The organism is Kocuria sp. CPCC 205263 (genome assembly GCF_040981075.1).
Classification (GTDB): Bacteria; Actinomycetota; Actinomycetes; order Actinomycetales; family Micrococcaceae; genus Kocuria; species Kocuria rosea.
Map to the genome: position 1 here is coordinate 348,356 of NZ_JAVKPV010000004.1, position 20,600 is coordinate 368,955.

Sequence of the window (20,600 nt, forward strand, 5' to 3'; positions counted from 1 at the left end):
GGCGCCCACCACGCGGCCCATTCGCCGAGCCGTTCCCATCCGTCCAAATCCGTCAGGAGCACCGTGAATCCCACAACGAACGCGACCACCGCCGCGAGCGCGACCCGTCCGATCCGCCGGGCCGTGGTGACCGGGGGGACCGGCTTCCTGGGCAGCCACCTGTGCACCGAGCTGCGCCGCCGGGAGGTCGAGGTGGTGTGCCTCGACAACTTCCTCACCGGCTCCGCGGCCAACATCGGCCACCTCGTGGGTGACCCCGGCTTCCGGCTCGTCCAGTGCGACGTCACCGACTACGTGCACGTGCCCGGGGACGTGGACCTCGTCCTGCACTTCGCGTCCCCGGCGTCCCCGATCGACTACCTGAAGCTGCCCATCCACACGCTCAAGGTCGGCTCGATCGGCACCCACCACGCCCTGGGCCTGGCCAAGGACAAGGGCGCCCGGTTCGTGCTGGCCTCCACCTCCGAGGTGTACGGCGACCCGCAGGTCCACCCGCAGGCCGAGAGCTACTGGGGCCACGTCAACCCGGTGGGCCCGCGGGGGGTCTACGACGAGGCCAAGCGCTTCGCCGAGGCCCTGACGGTCGCCTACCGCGCCGAGCACGGGGTGGACACGGCGATCGTGCGGATCTTCAACACCTTCGGGCCCCGGATGCGGCCCTTCGACGGCCGCGCGATCCCCACGTTCATCCGCCAGGCCCTGGCCGGTGAGCCCCTCACCGTGGCCGGGGACGGCACCCAGACGCGCTCCGTCTGCTACGTCTCGGACCTCGTCCGCGGCATCCTGGCCCTGGCCGACAGCGGGCACAGCGGGCCCATGAACATCGGCAATCCGCACGAGCTGTCGGTGCTGCAGATCGCCCACGACGTCATCGCCGCGACCGGCACGTCCTCGGGGGTCGAGTTCGTCGAGCGTCCCGTCGACGACCCCATGGTGCGCCGCCCCGACACCACGCTCGCGACCGAGGTCCTCGGCTGGGCCCCGGAGGTCCCGTGGCCGGTGGGGCTGGAGCGCACCGTCGAGTGGTTCCGGGAGGGCGCCGGCCTCCCGGAGACCGCCGTGCGGGCGGGCTGAGCGCGCGGACCGGGGGGCGGCGGCCCGGCGGGGCGCTCCACCGGCCGCTCCGTCGTCCGGTCCGCCGGGCGCTCAGCTGACGTAGCGGCGCGCGGCGCTGCCGCGCTGCGACTCCTCCAGCGCCCGGAACCGCCGCTCGACGCGCTCGGGCAGGGGCCGCCGCTCGCGCAGCACCCACGGCGTACCGCGCAGGGCGTCGAGCAGGGCCAGCGCCGTGATCCGGTCCCGCGGGGCGGCGCCGACCACGTCCCGGGTCCGGCGCAGGGCCGCGCGCAGCGGGCGGCGCAGCCAGATGAACCACAGGGTGTTGCGCAGTCCGTGCCGGCGCCGCAGGTGCGGGTCCCGGACCGTGGAGGCCTGGTGGTGGACCACCACGTCGGGCAGGTGCACGAGCTCCCACCCCGCGGTCGCGAGGTCCGCCGCCAGCAGCTCCTCCTCGCCGCCGAGCCACAGCCGCTCGCTGAACCCGCCCACCTCGCGGAACGCGGTCCGGCGGACCACGGAGGCCCCCGCCAGGAAGCTGCCGAGGGCGGGGCCGGGCATCCACGTGGGTCCTTCGACCGGCGAGTGCAGCAGCTCCGCGTTGATCGCGTCCTCCCGGGACCCGGGCTCCACGAGGATCCTGCCCGTGACCACGCCCAGCCGCGGGTGGGCCTCCAGCGCGTCGGCCGCCCGGCGCAGGGACCCGGGCTCCCACCAGGTGTCGTCGTCACAGAAGGCCACGAACGGTGCGTCCACGCGCTCCAGCGCGACGTTGCGGCCCACGGCCCCGAGGTTGACGGGGCTCGCGACGAGCTCCGCCCAAAGGTGCCGCTCGCGGATCGCGTCCGCGGTGCCGTCCCCCGAGCCGTTGTCGACGACCACCACGTGCGGCCGTTCCGGGAGCTCCCGCAGCCGGGCCAGGGCCAGCAGGGCCTCCTCCCGGCGGTTGTGGGTGATCATCACGACCGCCACGCGCGCGTCGGGGCCGGTCGCGGGCGGGGGTGCGGGGGTGGTCTCGGTCATGGGCTCTCCTCCGGTGCGGCGGGGTCGGCGGGGGCGGGGCCGTGCAGCAGCGCGAGCGCGGCCTCCGTGGTCGGGGACACCCGGTGCCGGGCGCGCAGCGCGGCCGGGGTGCGGGGGAGGGCGCGGAGCAGACCGCGGCGCCCCGCGCGGCCGCCGCGCAGCGCCTCCCGCAGCTCGTGCGCCACGACCCGCCAGGGCCGGCGCAGGAGCACGGTGAGCAGGTGGCTGCGGACGAGCGCGACCTGCCGGCGCTCGTCCGAGCCCCGGTGCGGCGAGGGGTGGTGGTGGGCGCGGATCTCCGGCACGTAGGACAGCCGCCAGCCGGCGTCGAACAGATCGAGGGCGAGACGCTCCTCCTCGCCGGGGAAGCGGACGACGTCGTCGAAGCCGCCGGCCGCGAGGAACGCCGAGCGGCGCACGATCGCCCCGCACGCGACGAAGCCGAGCAGCGCCGGGCCGGGGGCCCCTGTGGGGATGCCCAGCGGGGACGAGGCGAGCACGGCGTTGAGCGGGTCCGGGCGCTCCTCGGGGCCCACGGCGATGGACCCGGCGATCAGCCCGAGCCGGGGATGGGCGTCGAAGACGGCCGCGGCGCGGGCGAGCGCCCCGGGGGCCCACCACGAGTCGTCGTCGGCGAAGGCCACGTAGGGGGTGCGGGCGAGCCGGACGCCGACGGTCCGGGCCACGGCCCCGACGTTGCGGGGCAGCTCCAGCACCTGCACGTGGGGGTGGGCGGCGCGCACCGCCTCGGCGGAGCCGTCCGTGGAGGCGTTGTCCACGACGACGACGGGCCCCTCGTGCCGGTCCAGGAGCGCCACGAGCTCCTCCCGGCGGTTGCGGGTGGCCACGACCACCGTGACGCGGCGCTGGGGGTCCGGGGCGTCCATCGTGTCCTTCCGTCGGGTCCGCCGTGGCGGCGGACGCGGTTGCGGGCCCGCCTCCGGGCGGACACGCCCTCCCATCGTAGGGGCACGTCCTCCCGCCCTCCGGTGCACGGCGCGTGACACAATCGGGAGGAGCCTCGGCCACCGGGTTACCGCTGCGAAATACGGCCCGTCCATACTGCACGTACTGCCCGCCCCGACCCCGAAAGGCCTGTGATCGCCCGACATGTCCGACCTGTTCGAGAACTACGCCGCCGACATGGCTGTGGCGGCGGCCTACGACGAGATGTACACGCCGGACCGGCAGGTCCGCCCCGGCTACGACCGCATCGGCGGTGTCCTCGACGACCTCTCGCTCAGCGACGTCAACACCCGTGCCGACTCCATGGCCCGCTCCTTCCTCGACCGGGGCGTGACCTTCGACTTCGCGGGTGAGGAGCGGCCCTTCCCGCTCGACATCGTGCCCCGGGTGATCACCGCCGAGGAGTGGGACGTCATTGAGCGCGGCGTGAAGCAGCGGGTCCGGGCCCTGGAGTGCTTCCTCGACGACGTCTACGGGGAGCAGCGGGTCGTGGCCGACGGGATCGTGCCGAAGGCGCTGATCACCTCCTCCGCCCACTTCCACCGGAGCGTGTGGGGCTTCAGGCCCGCGGGCGGCGTCCGGATCCACGTGGCGGGCATCGACGTGGTCCGGGACCAGCAGGGCGTGTTCCGGGTCCTGGAGGACAACGTGCGCGTGCCCTCCGGGGTCTCCTACGTCATCGAGAACCGGCGGGCCATGACCAAGGGCCTCCCGGAGGCCTTCATGTCGCAGCCGATCCGCGCCGTGGAGGCCTATCCCCGGCACCTCTACAAGGCGCTGCGCGCCACTGCCCCGGAGGCTGCCGAGGACCCCGTGGTGGTGGTCCTCACCCCGGGCGTGTTCAATTCCGCCTACTTCGAGCACACCCTGCTGGCCGGGCTCATGGGGGTGGAGCTCGTGGAGGGCCGCGACCTCGTGGTCCGCGGCGACAAGGTCTACATGCGGACCACCGACGGCGAGCAGCGCGTGGACGTGATCTACAAGCGGATCGACGACGAGTTCGTCGACCCCCTGCACTTCCGCTCCGACTCCGCGCTCGGCTGCTCCGGGCTCGTCAACGCGGCCCGCGCCGGGAACGTGACCATCGCCAACGCGATCGGCAACGGCGTGGCCGACGACAAGCTCACCTACTCCTACGTCCCCGACCTCATCCGGTACTACCTCGACGAGGAGCCGGTGCTGCCCAACGTGGACACTTACCGGCTGGAGGAGGACGAGGCCCGCGCCTGGGTGCTCGAACACCTGGACGAGCTGGTCGTCAAGCCCGTGGACGGGTCCGGCGGCAAGGGCCTGGTCATCGGCCCCCATGCCACTGCGGCGGAGCTCGAGGAGCTGCGGGCGAAGGTGCTGGCGGACCCGCGCGGGTGGATCGCCCAGCCGGTGCTGCAGCTGTCCACCGTGCCGACGTTCGCGGACGGGGAGTTCAGCCCCCGGCACGTGGACCTGCGGCCCTTCGCGGTCAACAGCGGCGACGAGGTCTACGTGCTGCCCGGCGGGCTGACCCGGGTGGCCATGCAGAAGGGCTCGCTGATCGTCAACTCCTCCCAGGGCGGCGGCTCGAAGGACACCTGGGTGCTCGGCCAGCCGCAGACCCAGGACCTCGACCCCGGCCAGGCCCCGCCCCCGGACGTCGACTCCTCCGTGCACACGTGGCCGGTCTCCGCGTCCTGGCAGGACGAGGGCGACAGCGGCCAGCAGCAGCAGCAACAACAACAGGCCGTGACCACCACCGCGACGACCCGCACCGGAGAGGGGCCCACATGCTGAGCCGCATTGCCGAGTCCCTGTTCTGGATCGGCCGCTACGTCGAGCGGGCCGACGGGGTGGCCCGGATCCTCGACGTCCACCTGGAGCGGATCACCCAGCTGCCCGTGGGCGAGCAGGAGGCCGAGGTGCGCCGGATCATGGCGGTGATGGGCGTGGAGCCCGGGGACGGCGACTACAGCGTCCGGTCGATGATCCACGAACTCGCGTGGAACAAGGACTGCCTGACCTCCATCTCGGGCTCCCTGCACGCCGCCCGCGAGAACGCCCGCCGCGCCCGGGAGACGGTGTCCTCGGCCATGTGGGAGTCGCTCAACTCCACGTACTACGGCCTGGGCCAGCACCGCCGCGACGTCGTCGGCACCTTCCGCGTCTGCCACTGGACCATCGAGCGGATGGCCACCGTGCGCGGGCAGACCCAGATGACCATGTCCCACGACGAGTCCTGGATGTTCCTGTCCCTGGGCGCGGCGATCGAGCGGGCGGACATGACGTCCCGGCTGCTGTGGACCCGGTCCACGTCCACCTCCGGCATGTCGTGGGTGTCGATCCTGCACTGCGCCGGCGGGTACGAGGCCTTCCTGCGCACCCGCTACGGCACGTTCAGCGACGAGTCCGCGACCGAGTTCCTGCTCCTGGACCGGCTCTTCCCCCGCTCGATCCTGCACGCGCTCACCACGGCGGAGGAGATCCTCGTGGGCCTGGAGCCCGGTCTGCAGCGGGTCGGGTTCAAGGACGACGCCCGGCGGATCATCGGCGAGGCGCGCACGGCGCTGGAGTTCCACCACGCGGAGGACCTCATCGCGGTGCTGCCCGAGCACCTGAACAACGTCCAGGCCGCGTGCGCGAGGGCGTCGGAGGCCGTGAGCACCAAGTACTTCTCGCACGCCGTCGAGGCGTCCTGGTTCGGAGGCATGCTGTGACCCGGCTCAAGATCGACCACGTCACCCGCTACGACTACAACGACAACGTCTCGAAGTCCTACAACGAGGCCCGGATGACCCCCCTCTCGGACGACGAGCAGATCGTGCTCGAGGCGGAGCTGACGCTGAGCCCCGGGACCGCCACCGTCAGCAACTACCGGGACTACTGGGGAACCCGGGTCGCGGCCTTCGACATCCAGGGCCGGCACCGGCACCTGGAGGTCCGCTCCTCGGCCACGGTGGAGGTGCACCGGCGGCCCGGCGACGAGGTCGCCGACGGGCTGAGCTGGGAGGAGCTGGCGACCCCCGAGGTCCTCGACGCGGTCTCCGACCACGTGGCCCAGACCCCGCTCACCAGGCTCGGGCCCGAGCTGGAGAAGGTCGCCGAGGAGATCCGCAAGGAGGCGGCCGACCCGGCCGCGGCGGCCGCGGCGATCTTCCGGGGCATCGCCTCGCACATGCAGTACGTGCCGGGGGTCACCGGGGTCCACACGGACGCCGAGGCCGCCTGGCGGGAGGCCAAGGGCGTGTGCCAGGACCTCGCGCACGTGGCCATCGGCATGATGCGGCACATCGGGATCCCCGCCCGCTACGTCTCCGGGTACCTGCACCCGGACTATGAGGCGGGCATCGGCGCGACCGTGCCGGGGGAGTCCCACGCGTGGGTGGAGTGGTGGAACGACCGCTGGTACGCCTACGACCCCACCAACCACACGCGGCTCACCGACTTCCACGTCACCGTGGCCCGCGGCCGCGACTACACCGACGTCACCCCGCTCAAGGGCATGGTCACCGGCGGCGGCGGCACCTCGGGGCTGCAGGTCCAGGTCGAGGTCACCCAGACCGCGTGACGACGGCGGGGCCGCCCACCTCCCTGAGGTGGGCGGCCCCGCCGTGACGGGTGGGATCCCTAGCTCTCGAACCGGAAGTTCTTCGGGGCGACCGTCAGCCCGGAGGGCGTCACGGTCAGGCCGCGGGCCCGGTCCTGCTCCGCGTCCACGCCGACCTTCACGCCCGGGGGCACGACCACGTTCTTGTCGAGGATGCACCGCTCCACCACGGCCCCCTCGCCGATCTGGACGTTGGGCAGCAGGATCGACTGGTTGACGGTGGCGTCGTTGTTGACCAGCACCTTGGGGGAGAGCACCGACTCGGTCACGCGCCCGCCGGTGACCAGGACCCCGCGCGAGAGGATCGAGTCGGTGGCGATGCCGCCCTCGCCCCGCGGGCCGCGCACGAGCTTCGCCGGCGGGGCCTGCATCTCGTTGGTGTAAAGCGGCCAGGCGTAGTTGTACAGGTTGAACACCGGCAGCGGGCGGATCAGGTCCATGTGGGAGTCGTAGTACGAGTCCAGGGTGCCGACGTCGCGCCAATACTGCCGGTCCCGGTCCGTGGAGCCCGGGACGTCGTTGTTCGTGAAGTCGTAGACGGCCGCCTCGCCACGGTCCGCGAACCACGGCATGATGTCCCCGCCCATGTCGTGGCTCGTGTCCTCCTTCGCCTCGTCGGCCCGCAGCGCCTCGACGAGCGCGTCGGTGTCGAAGACGTAGTTGCCCATCGAGGCGAAGAAGGCGTCGGGGTCGTCCGGCAGGGGAGCCGTGCTCTCGGGCTTCTCCACGAAGCGGGTGATCTTCGTGACGTCCTGCGGGTCCGTCTCGATCACGCCGAAGGACGTCACCATCTCCATCGGCTGGCGCACGCCCGCCACGGTGGCCCGGGCCCCGGACCGCACGTGGAAGTCCACCATGTCGGAGAAGTCCATCCGGTACACGTGGTCCGCGCCGACCACCACGACGATGTCCGGCTTCTCGTCGTCGATGAGGTTCATCGACTGGAAGATGGCGTTGGCGGAGCCCAGGAACCACTCCTTGCCGCGCCGCTGCTGGGCCGGCACGGTGACCACGTAGTTGCCCAGCTGGGCGGACAGGCGCCAGGTCTGGGTGACGTGCTGGTCCAGGGAGTGCGACTTGTACTGGGTGAGCACCACGACCTGGAGATAGCCGGAGTTCACGATGTTGGACAGGGCGAAGTCGATGAGCCGGTAGCCGCCCGCGAAGGGCACGGCGGGCTTGGCACGGTCCTCCGTCAGCGGCATCAGGCGTTTGCCCTCGCCTCCGGCCAGGACGATCGCGAGTACCTTCTTGCGGTGGGGCATGGGAACCTCTCTGACATCTTCGGCAACGGGCGCATCCACTCCGCCTCGCGGTGCGGAACCACTCGACAGTGGCCTTCATTGTGTCTTAACCGACGCGAAGGGGCGTGACCCCCGGCACAGGTAACCCGATGTGTCACCAGAACTGGGGATGTCGGCCACTCGCCGCGTCCTTCCCGTGGCATGGACCGGATCCTGCAGTACGCTCGGAACCGTGCGAGTCGATATCTTGTCCAAGGAATTCCCGCCCGAGATCTACGGCGGCGCCGGAGTCCACGTGTCCGAGCTCTCGCGGGTCCTGTCCCCGCTGGTCGACCTGAGGGTGCGGTGCTTCGGTGCTCCGCGCGAGCCCCGGGTGAACGGCGTCGAGGTCCAGGCGTACCCCGTGCCCGCGGACCTGGACGGGGCCAACGCCGCGATCCAGACCCTCGGCGTGGACCTCGCGATGATCGGCGACATCGCCGGCGCGGACCTGGTGCACTCCCACACCTGGTACGCCAACATGGGCGGGCACCTCGCGTCGCTGATGTACGGCATCCCGCACGTGCTCTCCGCGCACTCGCTGGAGCCCCTGCGGCCCTGGAAGGCCGAGCAGCTCGGGGGCGGCTACGCCGTCTCCTCGTTCGTGGAGAGGACCGCCTACGAGGCCGCGGCCGCGATCATCGCCGTCTCCGACGGGATGCGCCAGGACATCCTCCGGTCCTACCCGGACGTCGACCCAGACCGGGTCCGGACGGTGCACAACGGCATCGACGTGAGCCAGTGGGTGCGTGACGAGGGCACCGACGTGCTCGAGTCCTACGGCATCGACCCGGCCAAGCCCTCGGTGGCATTCGTGGGCCGTGTCACCCGGCAGAAGGGCGTGCCGTTCCTGCTGCGCGCCGCGGCCCTGCTGCCCGAGGACGTGCAGCTCGTGCTGTGCGCCGGCGCCGCCGACACCCCGGAGCTCGGGGCCGAGGTCAACGCGCTCATCGACGAGCTGAGGGCCACCCGGTCCGGGGTGGTGCTCATCGAGAAGATGCTGCCGCGCCGCGAGATCGTCCAGATCCTCTCCGGCGCCACGGCCTTCGCCTGCCCGTCCGTGTACGAGCCGCTCGGGATCGTCAACCTCGAGGCCATGGCCTGCGGCACCGCCGTGGTCGCCTCCGCCACGGGCGGCATTCCGGAGGTCGTCGTCGACGGGGAGACGGGCCGGCTGGTCACCATCGAGCAGGCCCAGGACGGCACCGGCACGCCGGTCGATCCCGAGAAGTTCGTGGCCGACTTCGCCGCCGCGCTGACCGAGGTGGTCTCCGACCCGGTGCGCGCCCGGGAGATGGGTGCCGCCGGCCGACGCCGCGCCGAGGAGCACTTCGCGTGGGAGTCCATCGCCGAGCGGACCCTGGAGGTCTACCGCTCCGTCCTCTGAGGCGCCGCGGCACCGCACGCCCTCGGCGAGCGGTGCCGGCGCCGGACGGTGAGAGGCGGCGGCCACCGTGGTCCCGTGGGAGAACGGGGCGGCGGCGGCCGCCGCCGGCACAGGTGAGGGGGGTCCCCGGCCGTGTCGAGGGTCCCTGGCACCGGCGGGGTCGGGGGCTCCCCGGTGGCGCGAACGCAACCCTCGAACGAGCATCGCCCCAGGTCAGCTCGAGAATCCTGGAGATGCTCAGCCACCATTCAACCGCATGGCGGGGCGCGGTGGAAGCCGGAAGTTCACTTACTCAGGGGTTTTCATCAAAACTTTCGGCGCGGTCCCGCCGCTCCTCCGGACAGCGGCGCCAATGTGAACGGCGGCCGCGCATGTGGTACCTTATTTTCTGTTGCGTTCAGGAGGAACGGCCGGAAACGGCACCACGTTCGCCCTGGATCCACTCGCGCGGGTGGCGGAATAGGCAGACGCGCTAGCTTGAGGTGCTAGTCCTCGTATTAGAGGGTGGGGGTTCAAGTCCCCCCTCGCGCACAATGCAGTGTCTCACGACATCGGAAACACCCCGGACCTACGGTCCGGGGTGTTTCTGTGTGTCCGGGGGTCGGTCGAGGGACCGGGGCTGGTAGTCCCGGGTGGGGTCGAGGATGACGTCCCGGAGGATGACTCCGGTGGCGGGGTCGATGATCGGCACGTGGAGGCCGCGGAGGAACATCTTCACGAAGGTCCGGGCGCAGATCCGCCCGATGCCGATGTGGTGCAGTCTCGAATGCAGGCGCACAGTGACGCGGCCGGTCCTGCCGACGCGGTCGGTGCGGATCCTCCACCCGGTGGGTGCCCCGGTCGGGGCGGTCTTGAGGAGGGCCCGGTAGGCGGTCGCGGGAGTGGCCCGGCCCAGGGCCCGGTGGGGTCGGACGGTGTTGTAGCAGGCGCTGGCCGCCTTCGTCACCGCAGCCTGTGGCTACCGGATGATGCTGCGGGTGCCGGCCGGAGAGCTGCACGAGCGCCCGGTGGAGCAGGCCGCGGTGCTGGGACCGGCCGCGGCGCAGGTCGTCGACCGGCTCCGCGAGGCCCACTGGCCCGACGGCGACGGCGTCATGTTCGGCTCCCGCGGCACCCTCGGCCTCTGAGGCGCCCTGGGTCCGCAGGGAGTCTCTGTCGTCGCTGCCGAGTCCGCCACCGTGGACAAGGTCCTGGGCCTGGGCCTGGGTGAACGACTGGGTGGAGGTCCTCGAGCCGCTGACGGACACCGACCACGGCTCCCACCAGTTCACGATCCGCGACGGCGGCGGCAACTTGTGGACCATGGGCACCTACTACGGCGCAGGGGCCGACGAGGGCCGGCGCCCCGACTCGCGCTCTACCCTGAGCCGTCCTGGCCTGCCGCAACGGGCGCTGGGCGTGCGAACTCACCCACTGCACCGCAGTCGGACCACCGTCCTGACCATCGAGTCTTTCCTCTGGGGAGGTGAGACGGTTCCACATCCAACCGTGGCCAGGATCCGGAGCCGGTTCGACGGCCACGAACGGGAGCGGGGACGGTCGCACCCATAGGGGCTCGGCGGTTCCAGTCGAGCCTTCCGTGTTTCAGGGAACGTCGGCGGCGGCCTCAAGGTCGGCGATGACGAGCTTGCGCATCGGCATCATCGCGGCCATCACCCGCTGCGCCCGGCCCGGATCTGGATCGGTCAGCAGCTCGACGAGCCTGCGGGGCACCACCTGCCAGGACAGCCCGTACTTGTCCTTGAGCCACCCGCACATGCTCTCCCGCCCGCCGTCGGCGGTGAGAGCCTCCCAGTACCGGTCCACCTCCGCCTGATCGGCGCAGTCGATCTGGAACGACACCGCTTCGCTGAAGCTGAACTCGGGCCCGCCATTGAGCGCGGTGAACGGATGACCGTCGAGCTCGAACTCCACGGTCAGCACCATCTCCGCCGGCCGCGGCCCGGCTTCGCCGTAGTAGGTGATGTCGGTGATACGGGAGTTGGGGAACACCGTGAGATAGAAGTTCGCCGCGTCCTGGGCTTCGGTGTCGAACCACAGGCAGGGCGTGAGAGTAGTCATGGTGGGATTGTCTGCTTCCGCGCCCGGCCTGGGGAAGGCGCAGGGAAGACATGACGACGCCTCGTGCAGAAGAACCTCGAGGGGGCCGAATGTCGACGCCGTACGAAAACTGAGCAGCTGCGACCACGACGAGAAACCACCGGTCACACATGTGTTGTGCGACGGATTGGTCAAAAGACTGTTCGCGCAGCGGTTGTCTCCTGATGGCGCCGCAGCCCCATGGCCTGCTTCGTTCCTGCAGTGTTCCACCGCAGCTGATCGGCGCCTGCTCGCTCCGCCGGTTCAGTGCCTTGACGCCTTCGGGGCTGGGTGCCGTGGGCATCTGTGCTTCCCCGCCCTTCAGGCACTCCACCACCCGGCGATCCGGTTCATGACTGGGCGGCAGCTTCATGGGACTTCCGTCGCAGCCCTTGGATTGCCGAGTCGGATGCGTCAGGCGTCGTACTGCGCGAGGGGGTCGATCTTCACCGGTGGCTCGGAGAGGGCGAGCTGCCGCGCGATGGCCGGGATCTCGGGATCGGAGAGGAACCCCTGGTAGTCCTCGATGTCCCAGTCGAAGAAGACCCACACCCGGTTGGGGTCATCGGGATCGCGGAACACGTAGGAGCCCTTGCACCCGTGCTCCTTCCTTTTCTCGACGCCAATGGTCGAGAAGGTCGCCATGAACTGATCGAACTCGGCGACCTTGGCGATGGTGGCGATCATTGCCCGTTCACCTTTTCTTTCGAATGAACCGTTGTTGGTGTGCTCGACAGAGAACGGACGCAGTCTCAGGCCCGCCCAGCGGGTGGGTTACATCTTCTCGCCGGGCAGTTCGCTGGCCTGCTCGATCCAGGTCCGCAGTTGACCTGCATCCAGCTCATCGGTTTCGCGGATGTCGAGGTAGCGCACCTCCTCGTGCATGGAGGCCCTGGGGGACACCGGCTCCAACGAGGCTCCCTTGAAGAACTGCACCTGCACGTAGTTCGTGTAGCACCGGAACGACAGGAACCAGCCCTCGTCCTTTGACCCGTAGAACGGCTGGTTCCACTTCACGGCCTTGTGCGCGTCAGGAACGGTGTGCACGATCAGGTCATCGAGGCGTTGCCCGATATTTCGTTTCCACCCTGGCATGGCTGCGATGTAGTCCTGCACCGGGCCATCACCCGTGCCCTTGGGGATCTGTGGGTTGCCTCCAGAAGGCAACCGTGGTCCTGCGTCTTCCTTGTTGCGATCAGTCATCGGATGACGCCCCCTGCAACAGTCCGTGGCAACGGCTGAGAAGTTCCGTGCCTGCATCGACGCGCCCCAGTGTAGTTCGGGCTCTCACTTCGGCCACTGTGACGCCACCTGTGATCGATACCGGTCAGGGCGCACAGCAAGGGTCCGGTACCGCTGGCAGCAGCCTCCTGTTGTGGGTCGGGTGCCGCGTCATTGCCTTTCGAAGCCGGCGGAACCTTCACAGGCCCTCGGCGATGGCGCGCAGGGCGTCGAGGTGGCCGGTGTAGGCGGTGCGCCCGGCGGGGGTGAGGGACAGCCAGGTGCGGGGGCGTTTGCCGACGTGGCCCTTGCGGATCTTCACGTAGCCGGCGGCCTCGAGCTGGGTGGCCTGTTTGGAGAGCACCGAGTCGGAGACCTCCACGGTGTCGCGGACGTGGGCGAACTCGGCCTCGTCGACCTGGGCCAGGGCCGCGACGATGCTCAGGCGCACCGGGGCGTGGATGAGCTCGTCCAGGCGGTGCCGGGCGTGCTGACCCTCGGTGGCGCTCACTTGGACCCCCAGCCGATCACGGCCGCGGCGAGCAGGGCGGGAACGGCGGCGACGGTCGCCCCGGCGGCGACCATGGGCCAGGTGTTCGGGGAGGTCTGGGCGGAGAGGTTCAGCCACGGCAGCACCACGGTCAGCGTCAGCACGAAAGAGGCCACGATCCCGCCCCGCGACCATGCCTTGGCCCGGCGCGGCACGGTGCGCGCCACCCGCTCGATCCACCACACCGTCACCAGCCAGGCGGCAGCCAGCACCGCGGTGCCCACGGAGTGGCTGACCCAGTCGGCCAAAATGTTCTGCGCAGCCATGTAGAGAGCCGTGGCCACCCCGAACACCGCCGTTGCCCCGGCGTGCACCGTGCGGTCACGGGAGGTGTCCAGAGTGCGCTCCTGGATGGTCGCCAGCTGCTCGCGGGCCTGCTGGGGGGTGAGGTGATGGCTCAAGGGGTCCTCCTGGGGACGATTCGGCGATGCCACCATCAAAGCAAGTACTTGTCGATATGGCAAGTACTTGCTTTGAATTGGGTGCGGCTAGTCGAATCGTCGCGTCGCTCGAGCCATCGGTTGTGAGACGGTCTGGTTGTGAAACATTTCGACAGGTGGCTCGACCATGGTTTGGGTGCTGGTGTGCGGTGATGGACAAGCTTTGGGTGAGGGATGGCGGTTGTGCGGGTGGTGCCGTACCCGCGTCGGGATGTAGAGGTTATCCACTCACCGGTCAGTTTTTGTGATCGTGCCGGGCGAAAGTGGCGGGTGCCGTGGCTGTCCAAAGCCCGGGGCCTGGTCCTGGTGGTGTCCTGCCGTCTGGACGAACCAGGGGGAGAGTCCAAGAATGGGTGCAGTAGTTGTCGGCGGGGGCGGTCGTCGCCTGCGGCTGTCGTGGGTCAGGTGATGATCGAGGTGTGTCGTGCGCGCGATAGTTGTCGGGGCGGGTATCGCAGGACTTGTCGTTGCCCGCCAGCTCGGGTTGGCCGGCTGGGACGTCGAGGTCTTGGAAAGATCTTCCGCTCCCCGTCTGGACGGGTACATGATGGACTTCTTCGGCCCCGGGGTCGAAGCCGCGGAGAGGGTTGGGCTCTACCCGCGCTTGGCGGCGGTCGCTCACGACATCGAAGCGGTTGAGTACGTCGACGGTCAGATGCGTCCGAGGGCGCGTATCGACTATGACCAGTTCGCCCGGTTGGCCGGTGCGAAGGTGCTGAGTCTGCTGCGTCCGGACATGGAGCGCGCGGCCCTGGACGCCCTCGATGATGTCGCTCCTGGCCGTGTGCAGCTGCGCTACGGTGCGCGGGTCTGTGGTGCGTGGACCGACGACGACGGTGCCGGCGTCACTGTCGATGGCTCACCCGAGGCGGTGTTCAGGGCGGACCTCGTCATCGGCGCCGACGGGGTCCATTCCCAGGTGCGGCACCACGTGTTCGGGTCCGAGGAGAACTACCTGCGCCCCTTGGGTATGCGCGCCGCAGCTTTCATCGCGACCGATCCCGCCCTCAACGCCCGCTTCCGGGACCGCTTTGTGCTCACCGACACGGTTGACCGGATGGCCGGGCTGTACAGTCTGCGCTCCGACGAGGTGGCGGCTTTCCTCGTCTATCGCGACGCCAACACGGCCGAGGGGCCGGAGCGGGCTGAAGGTACCCAGAAGCGGCTGCGCCGAGAGTTCACCGGTCTGGGTGAGGCCGTGGACAGGTTGCTCGAGTTGTGCCCGCAGCACCCCTACGACGACGTCGTCGCCCAAGCCATCCTGCCTTGCTGGCACAAGGGGAGCGCTGTTCTGGTCGGGGACGCCGGCGGGGCGGTCTCCCTCCTGGCTGGGCAGGGCGGGTCCCTCGCGATCGCCGGGGCCGCCCTGCTGGGTGATCTCCTCGGGCCGGTGGACTCTGCGGCGGGGGTCGGCCCGGCTTTGGCGGAGTTCGAGCGGCGCTGGCGCCCGGTGGTGGAGGTGGCGCAGGCCTCGGGCCGACGCGCGGCGGCCTCGTTCCTTCCCGCCAACCGCGCCCAACTGCTCCTGCGCCGCTGGATCATACGCTCGACACACCTGCCCGGCATCGACCGGCTGGTGTCCCGCCGGATCGTGGGCAGGGTCGCCAAGTAGACCCCCGTGCACCATGCACCGTCCGTCGACACTGGCTGCCCCCCGCCCGAGCGTTGCCGGGGCCCGGGACAGAGCGACGGAGACACTGTCGGTGGGTCAGGCTTCGTCGGCGCTGTCGTCAGTGGAGGTGTCCGTGGCGGTGGTGCTCGCTGTGTTGGCGAGGATGAGGTTTTTGGTGCGGTTGCCGGTCAATGGAAGTCGGGGCGGTCCCGTCGTACGACCTGTCCACACCCGGCTGTAGCCTGCGGAGATGACCACTGCTCAGACAGTCGCCGAATGGCTCATCGGGAAAATCCGCGCCGAGGGCACGTTGTACCAGGAGGAGGCTGTCTACCTCATCGAGCAACAGTTCGGCTCGGACTGGGTCTACGACAACATCAATGGGAACCCTGCCATCCAGCAGACCGTGCTCAAACTCTTTCGCAGGATCCATGGTGGTGCGATTCAGTGGGACAACTCCGAACGGTGCTGGACCGTCTCCCCGGGCTAGCCCGAACCCGGCCGGTCTCGACCACGTGACGACGAGCTGTCTCTCAACCCGGGGATGCGAGCGTCTCGCTCGCTGACCTTTTCGCGTCCTCGTGTGACTGCAGGAGATAAGTGGCGGCGTCCAAGTGCTCGGGCGCCTTTTTCAGGGCCGTGGCTTCGAGGACGTCATCCTCCAGGGTGGGAGACGGCTGTGGGAAGACTCTGCAACGGTCGTCCCTGTCATGCGGGAGTCCGCGTTCTGGCTCCCCGAGGTCCGTTTGAGAAGATTTCGCCGTTGCCGAAGCCGAGAGTTCGGCGTGCGGGTCCAGGACGGATCGGTCCAGGGGTGTGTCGGCGGGTCAGGCCGAGCAGCGCTCCTGCAGGTCCCGGGCCTTCCGCACGACGCTGATCAGTGACTCATCGCCTTGCCGGAAGCCCTCGACGGCGTCACGGAGATCGGTGAGCTCTCCGGAGAGCTCGGCCGGGGCTGTTCTGGCGATCTCGTCGATCTCGACCAGCAGTCCCAGCGGGTCTTGGCGCAACTGGTCGGGTGCTGTGCGCACCGTGTCCAGGACCCGGGCGCAGGCTTCGTCGACGGTGCCGGCGGAGGCTTCGCCGGCGGGTCCGGTGGAGGCTGCCGAGCTCACCGGTGCCTGCGCCGCGGTCTGCTCCGGTTCGGGCCGACGGTCGGCGAAGGAGCAGCCGGTGAGGGTCAGCAGCACGGCGGTCACGGCCACCGCACGGGCCGCGGCGGATCGGGTGGCATGCAGTGTCGGCACGGATGGTCTCCTGTTCGGATCGGGGAACGCGGGCCTCGGGCCCGAAGCGTTCACCCTACTCGAGGTGTGTTCCGACAGGTGTCGGCCGTGAGGGGGCCGTTCGCTCGAAGGCGGGGGACGTGAATACTCCCGCTGGTGCGAAAGGGTTGCTCAGGGTGCGATCGGCCCTTCCCAAGGTGATGGGTGAGACCTGGCGGCGGATCTTGTTCTCGGTGGCACCGGGCTCCTGGTCGTGTGCGCACCGTGTGGAACAGCTCGCCCCGGCGAGGGCGCTTTCGGTGGGCAGGACGGCACCAGCCTAGGGATCACGGAGGTGAGGTTTTCCTGAGAAGTGCCGGCCTCGAGGGGTACCGAGGCAGGGTCGCCGGTGTGCGCTGTGGTTAGGTGAGGATGGCCAGGGCCTCGGTGATCCTGTCGCACAGGGCTCGTGCTTGGTCGGGGGTGAAGGCGTCGTGGCCGATGTGCAGGAGGGGCCCGTCGGGGTGGGCGTAGGTGCCGTCAACGGTGGTGATGATCTCCCAGGAGTCCAGCAGGACCACGGGGGCCGGCCCTGCGATGGACCACGCGGGGAGTTCCCGGTAGTTGGTGAGCGTCTGGGGATCGGTGACTTCCTGGTGGGTGGCCCAGGAGGGGCGGGGGACAAGAGCTGTGTGCTCGCTCATGGGCGGTGCCTTTCAAACGGGGGGACCCCCATGATCGCGGATGCAAACCTTCTGGTCCGGTATGTGACAACCAACCCCAACACCCCGGAAGGGGGTGAGCTGATTGCTGTCGTGCCGGAACTGAGCGCCGGACCCGGGCGAGGCGGGCGTCGATGGTGCCCTGCGCGTCGTGGAGGTGTCCCATCAACTGCACCAGGCATTCCCCGAGTCGCCCAAGATCTGGTGGAGGTCCTGGGTGCCGCTGGTTCTGTAGCCGAGCCCGGAACAGCCGGCTTCCGCCAGTGATGCGTCCAGTGGGACGGGGACGGGCAGCGGCGGAAAAGACCGTGGAGACGGTGGTTTCTCCCTGGCACCCCGTCACAAATAGCGTTCGAGGACCCCTGAACCGTTCTGACACCTGGCGTGCTGTGTGCTGTGGGAGCGTGCGTGTCACGCTGGTGCGCAGAAGCTGCGGTGTCCTGGTCGACAGGCCGTCAGGGCTGGTGCCGGCCGCAGGGGGCGCCCACCGGTGTGGGCCATGGGTGATCGCATCCGTGCGGGGGCGTGGGAGGAAACGCTTCTCGCCCGGGGCAGGAGGGCGCTGCTGTGCACGAGGCGGGGGATGGGCCTGTAGGGGCCGGTGCGTGGGTGCTGGGCCATCTGCGCATCAGTGGCCTCCCGGCAACGCGGCCGTTTCGGGTGCCGTGCATGACACCGCCCGTGTACGGATCGGTGTTGCACCGGCCCTACCGCACAGTCCGGCGGTGCTGCTGGTACCACTCGGTGGACTGGAATGAGGCAACCACCGTGGCCGACGCTGCCCTGCGGAGTGCCCTGGCCCAGCTGGCCGCCCGGCAGGGGCGGCGGCCAGAGTTGGGGGTGGTGGTCGAGCGGAACCTGCCGCGGCACTGTCCGGGGCACCTCCAGGAGGCGGTGATGGGCCTGGTTTGGCGGCACCCCATCGTGGCTTCCACGGAGGCGATCACCGACGGTGTCCACCGGCTCACGGCCATGCGCCAGCAAGGAGTCAAGAGCACCCCGGCACTGATCCCGGCTCCTGCCGGACAACGGCTCTCGGAGATCCCCGGGGCCTACCCGCACCAACACCTCAGCTAAGACGTGTCCGGTACGCGGTGGTGGGTGCAGCCGCCGACGGGAAACGCCGGTGTCGTGATCATGGCCAAGCGGGGCGTGTGAGCTGGTCAGAATCGGCCGGCCACCCGCATGCTGTCCTCACGGCACGTCGAAGGAGATGCCCATGCCACCCATGGTGCCCGCAGTGGCTTCCACCGGCCCGGGCCCGTCCGTGACCATCATGCTGGTGTCCGGTGGGGTCCTGGCCGTGGTGTGCGTAGTGATCCTGCTGCGTCTCTACCGCCCGAAACGCCTCGATGACCGCACCCGGGCCCGTCGCGGGCTTCGCGCTGAGGGCTTCACCGCAACACTGGGAGGTTCCGGCGCCGCGTCCTCCCACGGCGGCTTCTACAGCGGAAGTGGAGGCTTCGACGGCGGGAACTTCGACGGCGGTGGTGGGGGTGGTGGCCCATGCTGATCACAGGCCGGCGGGAACGGGGCTGACGATGTTCGACCTCACCGACCTTCAAGTCCTTGCCCTCGTCCTGCCCGTGCTGGGCTACCCGGTGCCGATCACCGTCGGACTCCTCGTGGAGACACCGATCCTGCGGCGGGAACCGGCCACGGCCCGGCGCCGCACGGCAGCGGTCACCCTGGCGCTTCTCTCGCTGTTCACTTCGGCCCCGTTGCTGATCATGGGCCAGGCACTGGGTGCCTTCGCGGTGTTGCTGCTGGGTGGTCTGGTGATCCCGGCGGTGCTGACCCTGGTGCGCCTGCGGCAACGACCGCAGGCGAGGACGACTTCCTGACCGCAGCGCCTTCTGAGGCCGACAGTTCGTGAGGATCAGGACAGGCGTGGTGGAGCGGTGTACAGGCAGGTGAGGTGTCCTGCGGCTATCAGAGCCGGGTCCCGTGGAAAGCGTCCGCGTCTGCCTGCCAACAGCGGGTGCTCTGGCCGGGTTGCCATAACGGAAGCGCCCCGGGGCCGGGGAGACGGCAGGGGCGCTTCCTGATCCAGCATGGAGGTGCCAGATCGCCCAGCAAGGGGGGTGCTGGGGTGGTGCCGTCGGAGTCCTCAACAGGTCAGGGGACCATCGGCGGAAACCTGTCTATGACTACGCATTTTACGCCGGGCATCTGGGCATGGGCCTGTTTCAGGGGTAACGAAAGTGCTCCATCACTCTCACCCGGTGGCGCCTGCCCTGCCCGGGGACTCCCCACGCCCCACCCCACACCCAGTGGCTGTGCGACAGTCCTTGGTGAGGCACCTTCGAGGAAAGCCTTAGGCGCTGGGTTCTGTGGGGGGCGCCTCATGCGGTGGGGATGCCGCCTCAGGGGTGCTGAGGGTGTTTGTGTGCCCTGTCCCGGGGGATGGGGAGGAGATGTCGTGGTGTTGGAGCTTAGCGCTGTAAGGCGCCTGGGGTGGAGGCAGGCGGGCAATCAAGACGTTCGCGGCATGGGCGAGCAGATCCCGTTGGGCGCGGGGAAGCTTCAGTGAGTTGTGCAGATAAGCCTCGATTTCCACCCGGTGAGCGGCACCACCTAAGTGAAGGTAGAACGGCCACAGTTGCTCGAGCGTGATCCCGGCCCGTGTCAGGGCCTGGTGCAGCAACCGGGCCTGTTCCTCGCCCCACGGGTCATCCATGTGCTGATTCTACGTTCGCACTGACGCGCCACATCGCGCTGACATGGGTGGGCGTGGTCGCGCACCCGTCCTGCACCGGTTCGTGTTTCGTCCTGCCCGGTGTCCTGGCGTTCCGGTGTCGCGCGCCGGGGTGGCTTCGGGGTGCTGCGGTCACGGCCATGGTCGGGGACCGGGTTCACCGGGTGTCGTTGCGCAGCGAGGACGGCGGGAGGGCCCTGGCGGTGTATCCGGTACTCGCGGACGTCGACCACTCGGCGGGCTCCTATTCCGTTTGCTCCGTCTTCACGGATCCAAACGAGTCCCAGCTCGGCCGCCACAATCTCCACGGTGCCCGAGTAGTGCAGCACCTCCTGGGCCCAGGCGTGCACCTGGTCACCGGGCACCAGCTCAGCCGGTGGGGTGTTGGGTGGGGGTGCTGGCTCCCCGGTGTTGGTGCTTGTCATCATGGTGTGGCCCTTCGCGACCGCCGCAAGAATAGTGGTGAGTCACTATCCTGGCGGTCTCATCGCCGCCCGTCCCTTGGCCACCTTGGTTTTCTTGTCCCACACCGCACGTCAGGACCCCATGAGGACGGGCAAGGGACGGGGTGAGTGGCCGCGGGGACGAGCTCGTCGAGGAGCCGGTTGCCATGGCCCTCACGGGCCGGTGGACCAGATGGTGGGCAGCACACACTCAGGGGTCTGTCCGAAGTGGGACTTCTCACCCATGGTGAAGCCCCCGTGCTGCGGCGAGCACGGGGGGCCTTCTTTCTCCGTGTCGCCGGGACCCGCTGCGACATCGAGGTGGCGATGAGCCAGAG

The 20,600-nt window shown here is 69.7% G+C and carries 21 protein-coding genes and 1 tRNA gene; 11 read left to right on the forward strand and 11 right to left on the reverse strand.

Annotation, left to right across the window (positions count from 1 at the left end):
• Positions 1-63 precede the first annotated feature (63 nt).
• Complete coding sequence (locus RF647_RS08605) at positions 64-1,074, forward strand: NAD-dependent epimerase/dehydratase family protein (protein WP_368811354.1); 1,011 nt, start codon at positions 64-66, stop codon at positions 1,072-1,074.
• Positions 1,075-1,146: 72 nt separating this feature from the next.
• Here RF647_RS08605 and RF647_RS08610 read toward each other — a convergent pair whose 3' ends face one another.
• Together RF647_RS08610 and RF647_RS08615 are read right to left on the reverse strand one after the other, a co-directional pair.
• Complete coding sequence (locus tag RF647_RS08610; RefSeq protein WP_368811355.1) at positions 1,147-2,079, reverse strand: glycosyltransferase family 2 protein; 933 nt, start codon at positions 2,077-2,079, stop codon at positions 1,147-1,149.
• Entirely contained in the window at positions 2,076-2,966 is an 891-nt protein-coding gene (locus tag RF647_RS08615) for a glycosyltransferase family 2 protein (protein WP_368811356.1), read from the reverse strand. Before RF647_RS08615 ends, RF647_RS08610 begins: the two co-directional genes overlap by 4 nt.
• 223 nt (positions 2,967-3,189) lie before the next feature.
• Here RF647_RS08615 and RF647_RS08620 point away from each other — a divergent pair, with 223 nt between their 5' ends.
• The 3 genes from RF647_RS08620 to RF647_RS08630 are packed head-to-tail and all read left to right on the forward strand — an operon-like array spanning position 3,190 to position 6,583.
• Positions 3,190-4,812 carry a circularly permuted type 2 ATP-grasp protein gene (locus RF647_RS08620; protein WP_368811357.1) on the forward strand — a complete coding sequence of 541 codons (1,623 nt, stop codon included), beginning with the start codon at positions 3,190-3,192 and terminating at the stop codon, positions 4,810-4,812.
• On the forward strand, positions 4,806-5,732 hold the full coding sequence (locus RF647_RS08625; protein ID WP_017834313.1) for an alpha-E domain-containing protein: 927 nt from the start codon (positions 4,806-4,808) through the stop codon (positions 5,730-5,732). Before RF647_RS08620 ends, RF647_RS08625 begins: the two co-directional genes overlap by 7 nt.
• Complete coding sequence (locus tag RF647_RS08630; RefSeq protein ID WP_368811358.1) at positions 5,729-6,583, forward strand: transglutaminase domain-containing protein; 855 nt, start codon at positions 5,729-5,731, stop codon at positions 6,581-6,583. Before RF647_RS08625 ends, RF647_RS08630 begins: the two co-directional genes overlap by 4 nt.
• Before the next feature lie 59 nt (positions 6,584-6,642).
• Here the strand turns inward: RF647_RS08630 and glgC are convergent, their stop codons facing one another.
• Positions 6,643-7,887: a glucose-1-phosphate adenylyltransferase gene (glgC, locus tag RF647_RS08635; RefSeq protein WP_284562283.1), complete on the reverse strand. Its 1,245-nt coding sequence runs from the start codon at positions 7,885-7,887 to the stop codon at positions 6,643-6,645.
• Between the two features lie 211 nt (positions 7,888-8,098).
• Between glgC and glgA the strand changes: the two genes are divergently transcribed.
• Both glgA and RF647_RS08645 read left to right on the forward strand, forming a co-directional pair.
• Entirely contained in the window at positions 8,099-9,292 is a 1,194-nt protein-coding gene (gene glgA, locus RF647_RS08640) for a glycogen synthase (protein ID WP_368811359.1), read from the forward strand.
• 445 nt (positions 9,293-9,737) lie between these two features.
• A tRNA-Leu gene (locus RF647_RS08645) sits at positions 9,738-9,823 on the forward strand.
• A 37-nt stretch (positions 9,824-9,860) separates the two neighbouring features.
• On the opposite strand, the gene RF647_RS08650 is transcribed toward RF647_RS08645, so the two are convergent.
• Complete coding sequence (locus tag RF647_RS08650; protein ID WP_368811360.1) at positions 9,861-10,238, reverse strand: hypothetical protein; 378 nt, start codon at positions 10,236-10,238, stop codon at positions 9,861-9,863.
• A 31-nt stretch (positions 10,239-10,269) separates the two neighbouring features.
• Between RF647_RS08650 and RF647_RS08655 the strand changes: the two genes are divergently transcribed.
• A complete protein-coding gene (locus RF647_RS08655) occupies positions 10,270-10,419 on the forward strand; it encodes a hypothetical protein (RefSeq protein WP_368811361.1) in 150 nt (49 codons plus the stop codon).
• A gap of 457 nt (positions 10,420-10,876) precedes the next feature.
• Here RF647_RS08655 and RF647_RS08660 read toward each other — a convergent pair whose 3' ends face one another.
• The 5 genes from RF647_RS08660 to RF647_RS08680 all read right to left on the reverse strand — a co-directional run bounded on the left by RF647_RS08660 (position 10,877) and on the right by RF647_RS08680 (position 13,543).
• Entirely contained in the window at positions 10,877-11,353 is a 477-nt protein-coding gene (locus tag RF647_RS08660) for a VOC family protein (RefSeq protein WP_368811362.1), read from the reverse strand.
• A gap of 432 nt (positions 11,354-11,785) precedes the next feature.
• Complete coding sequence (locus tag RF647_RS08665; protein WP_368811363.1) at positions 11,786-12,058, reverse strand: putative quinol monooxygenase; 273 nt, start codon at positions 12,056-12,058, stop codon at positions 11,786-11,788.
• Between the two features lie 87 nt (positions 12,059-12,145).
• Positions 12,146-12,574 (reverse strand): DUF1801 domain-containing protein, encoded by a 429-nt coding sequence (locus RF647_RS08670; RefSeq protein ID WP_368811364.1) that lies wholly within the window; start codon positions 12,572-12,574, stop codon positions 12,146-12,148.
• A 217-nt stretch (positions 12,575-12,791) separates the two neighbouring features.
• Entirely contained in the window at positions 12,792-13,103 is a 312-nt protein-coding gene (locus RF647_RS08675; protein ID WP_368811365.1) for a winged helix-turn-helix domain-containing protein, read from the reverse strand.
• Positions 13,100-13,543: a hypothetical protein gene (locus RF647_RS08680; RefSeq protein WP_368811366.1), complete on the reverse strand. Its 444-nt coding sequence runs from the start codon at positions 13,541-13,543 to the stop codon at positions 13,100-13,102. The genes RF647_RS08675 and RF647_RS08680 overlap by 4 nt, the downstream gene beginning before the upstream one ends.
• A gap of 463 nt (positions 13,544-14,006) precedes the next feature.
• Between RF647_RS08680 and RF647_RS08685 the strand changes: the two genes are divergently transcribed.
• Together RF647_RS08685 and RF647_RS08690 are read left to right on the forward strand one after the other, a co-directional pair.
• Positions 14,007-15,194 carry an FAD-dependent monooxygenase gene (locus tag RF647_RS08685; RefSeq protein ID WP_368811367.1) on the forward strand — a complete coding sequence of 396 codons (1,188 nt, stop codon included), beginning with the start codon at positions 14,007-14,009 and terminating at the stop codon, positions 15,192-15,194.
• A 250-nt stretch (positions 15,195-15,444) separates the two neighbouring features.
• Positions 15,445-15,684 carry a hypothetical protein gene (locus RF647_RS08690; RefSeq protein ID WP_368811368.1) on the forward strand — a complete coding sequence of 80 codons (240 nt, stop codon included), beginning with the start codon at positions 15,445-15,447 and terminating at the stop codon, positions 15,682-15,684.
• 337 nt (positions 15,685-16,021) lie between these two features.
• Here RF647_RS08690 and RF647_RS08695 read toward each other — a convergent pair whose 3' ends face one another.
• A complete protein-coding gene (locus tag RF647_RS08695; RefSeq protein WP_368811369.1) occupies positions 16,022-16,441 on the reverse strand; it encodes a hypothetical protein in 420 nt (139 codons plus the stop codon).
• Positions 16,442-16,821: 380 nt separating this feature from the next.
• On the reverse strand, positions 16,822-17,103 hold the full coding sequence (locus RF647_RS08700) for a hypothetical protein (protein ID WP_368811370.1): 282 nt from the start codon (positions 17,101-17,103) through the stop codon (positions 16,822-16,824).
• 786 nt (positions 17,104-17,889) lie between these two features.
• Between RF647_RS08700 and RF647_RS08705 the strand changes: the two genes are divergently transcribed.
• Positions 17,890-18,198, forward strand: a complete 309-nt coding sequence (locus RF647_RS08705; RefSeq protein ID WP_368811371.1) for a hypothetical protein — start codon at positions 17,890-17,892, stop codon at positions 18,196-18,198.
• A gap of 464 nt (positions 18,199-18,662) precedes the next feature.
• Positions 18,663-18,965, forward strand: a complete 303-nt coding sequence (locus RF647_RS08710; protein ID WP_368811372.1) for a hypothetical protein — start codon at positions 18,663-18,665, stop codon at positions 18,963-18,965.
• Positions 18,966-20,600: the final 1,635 nt, after the last annotated feature.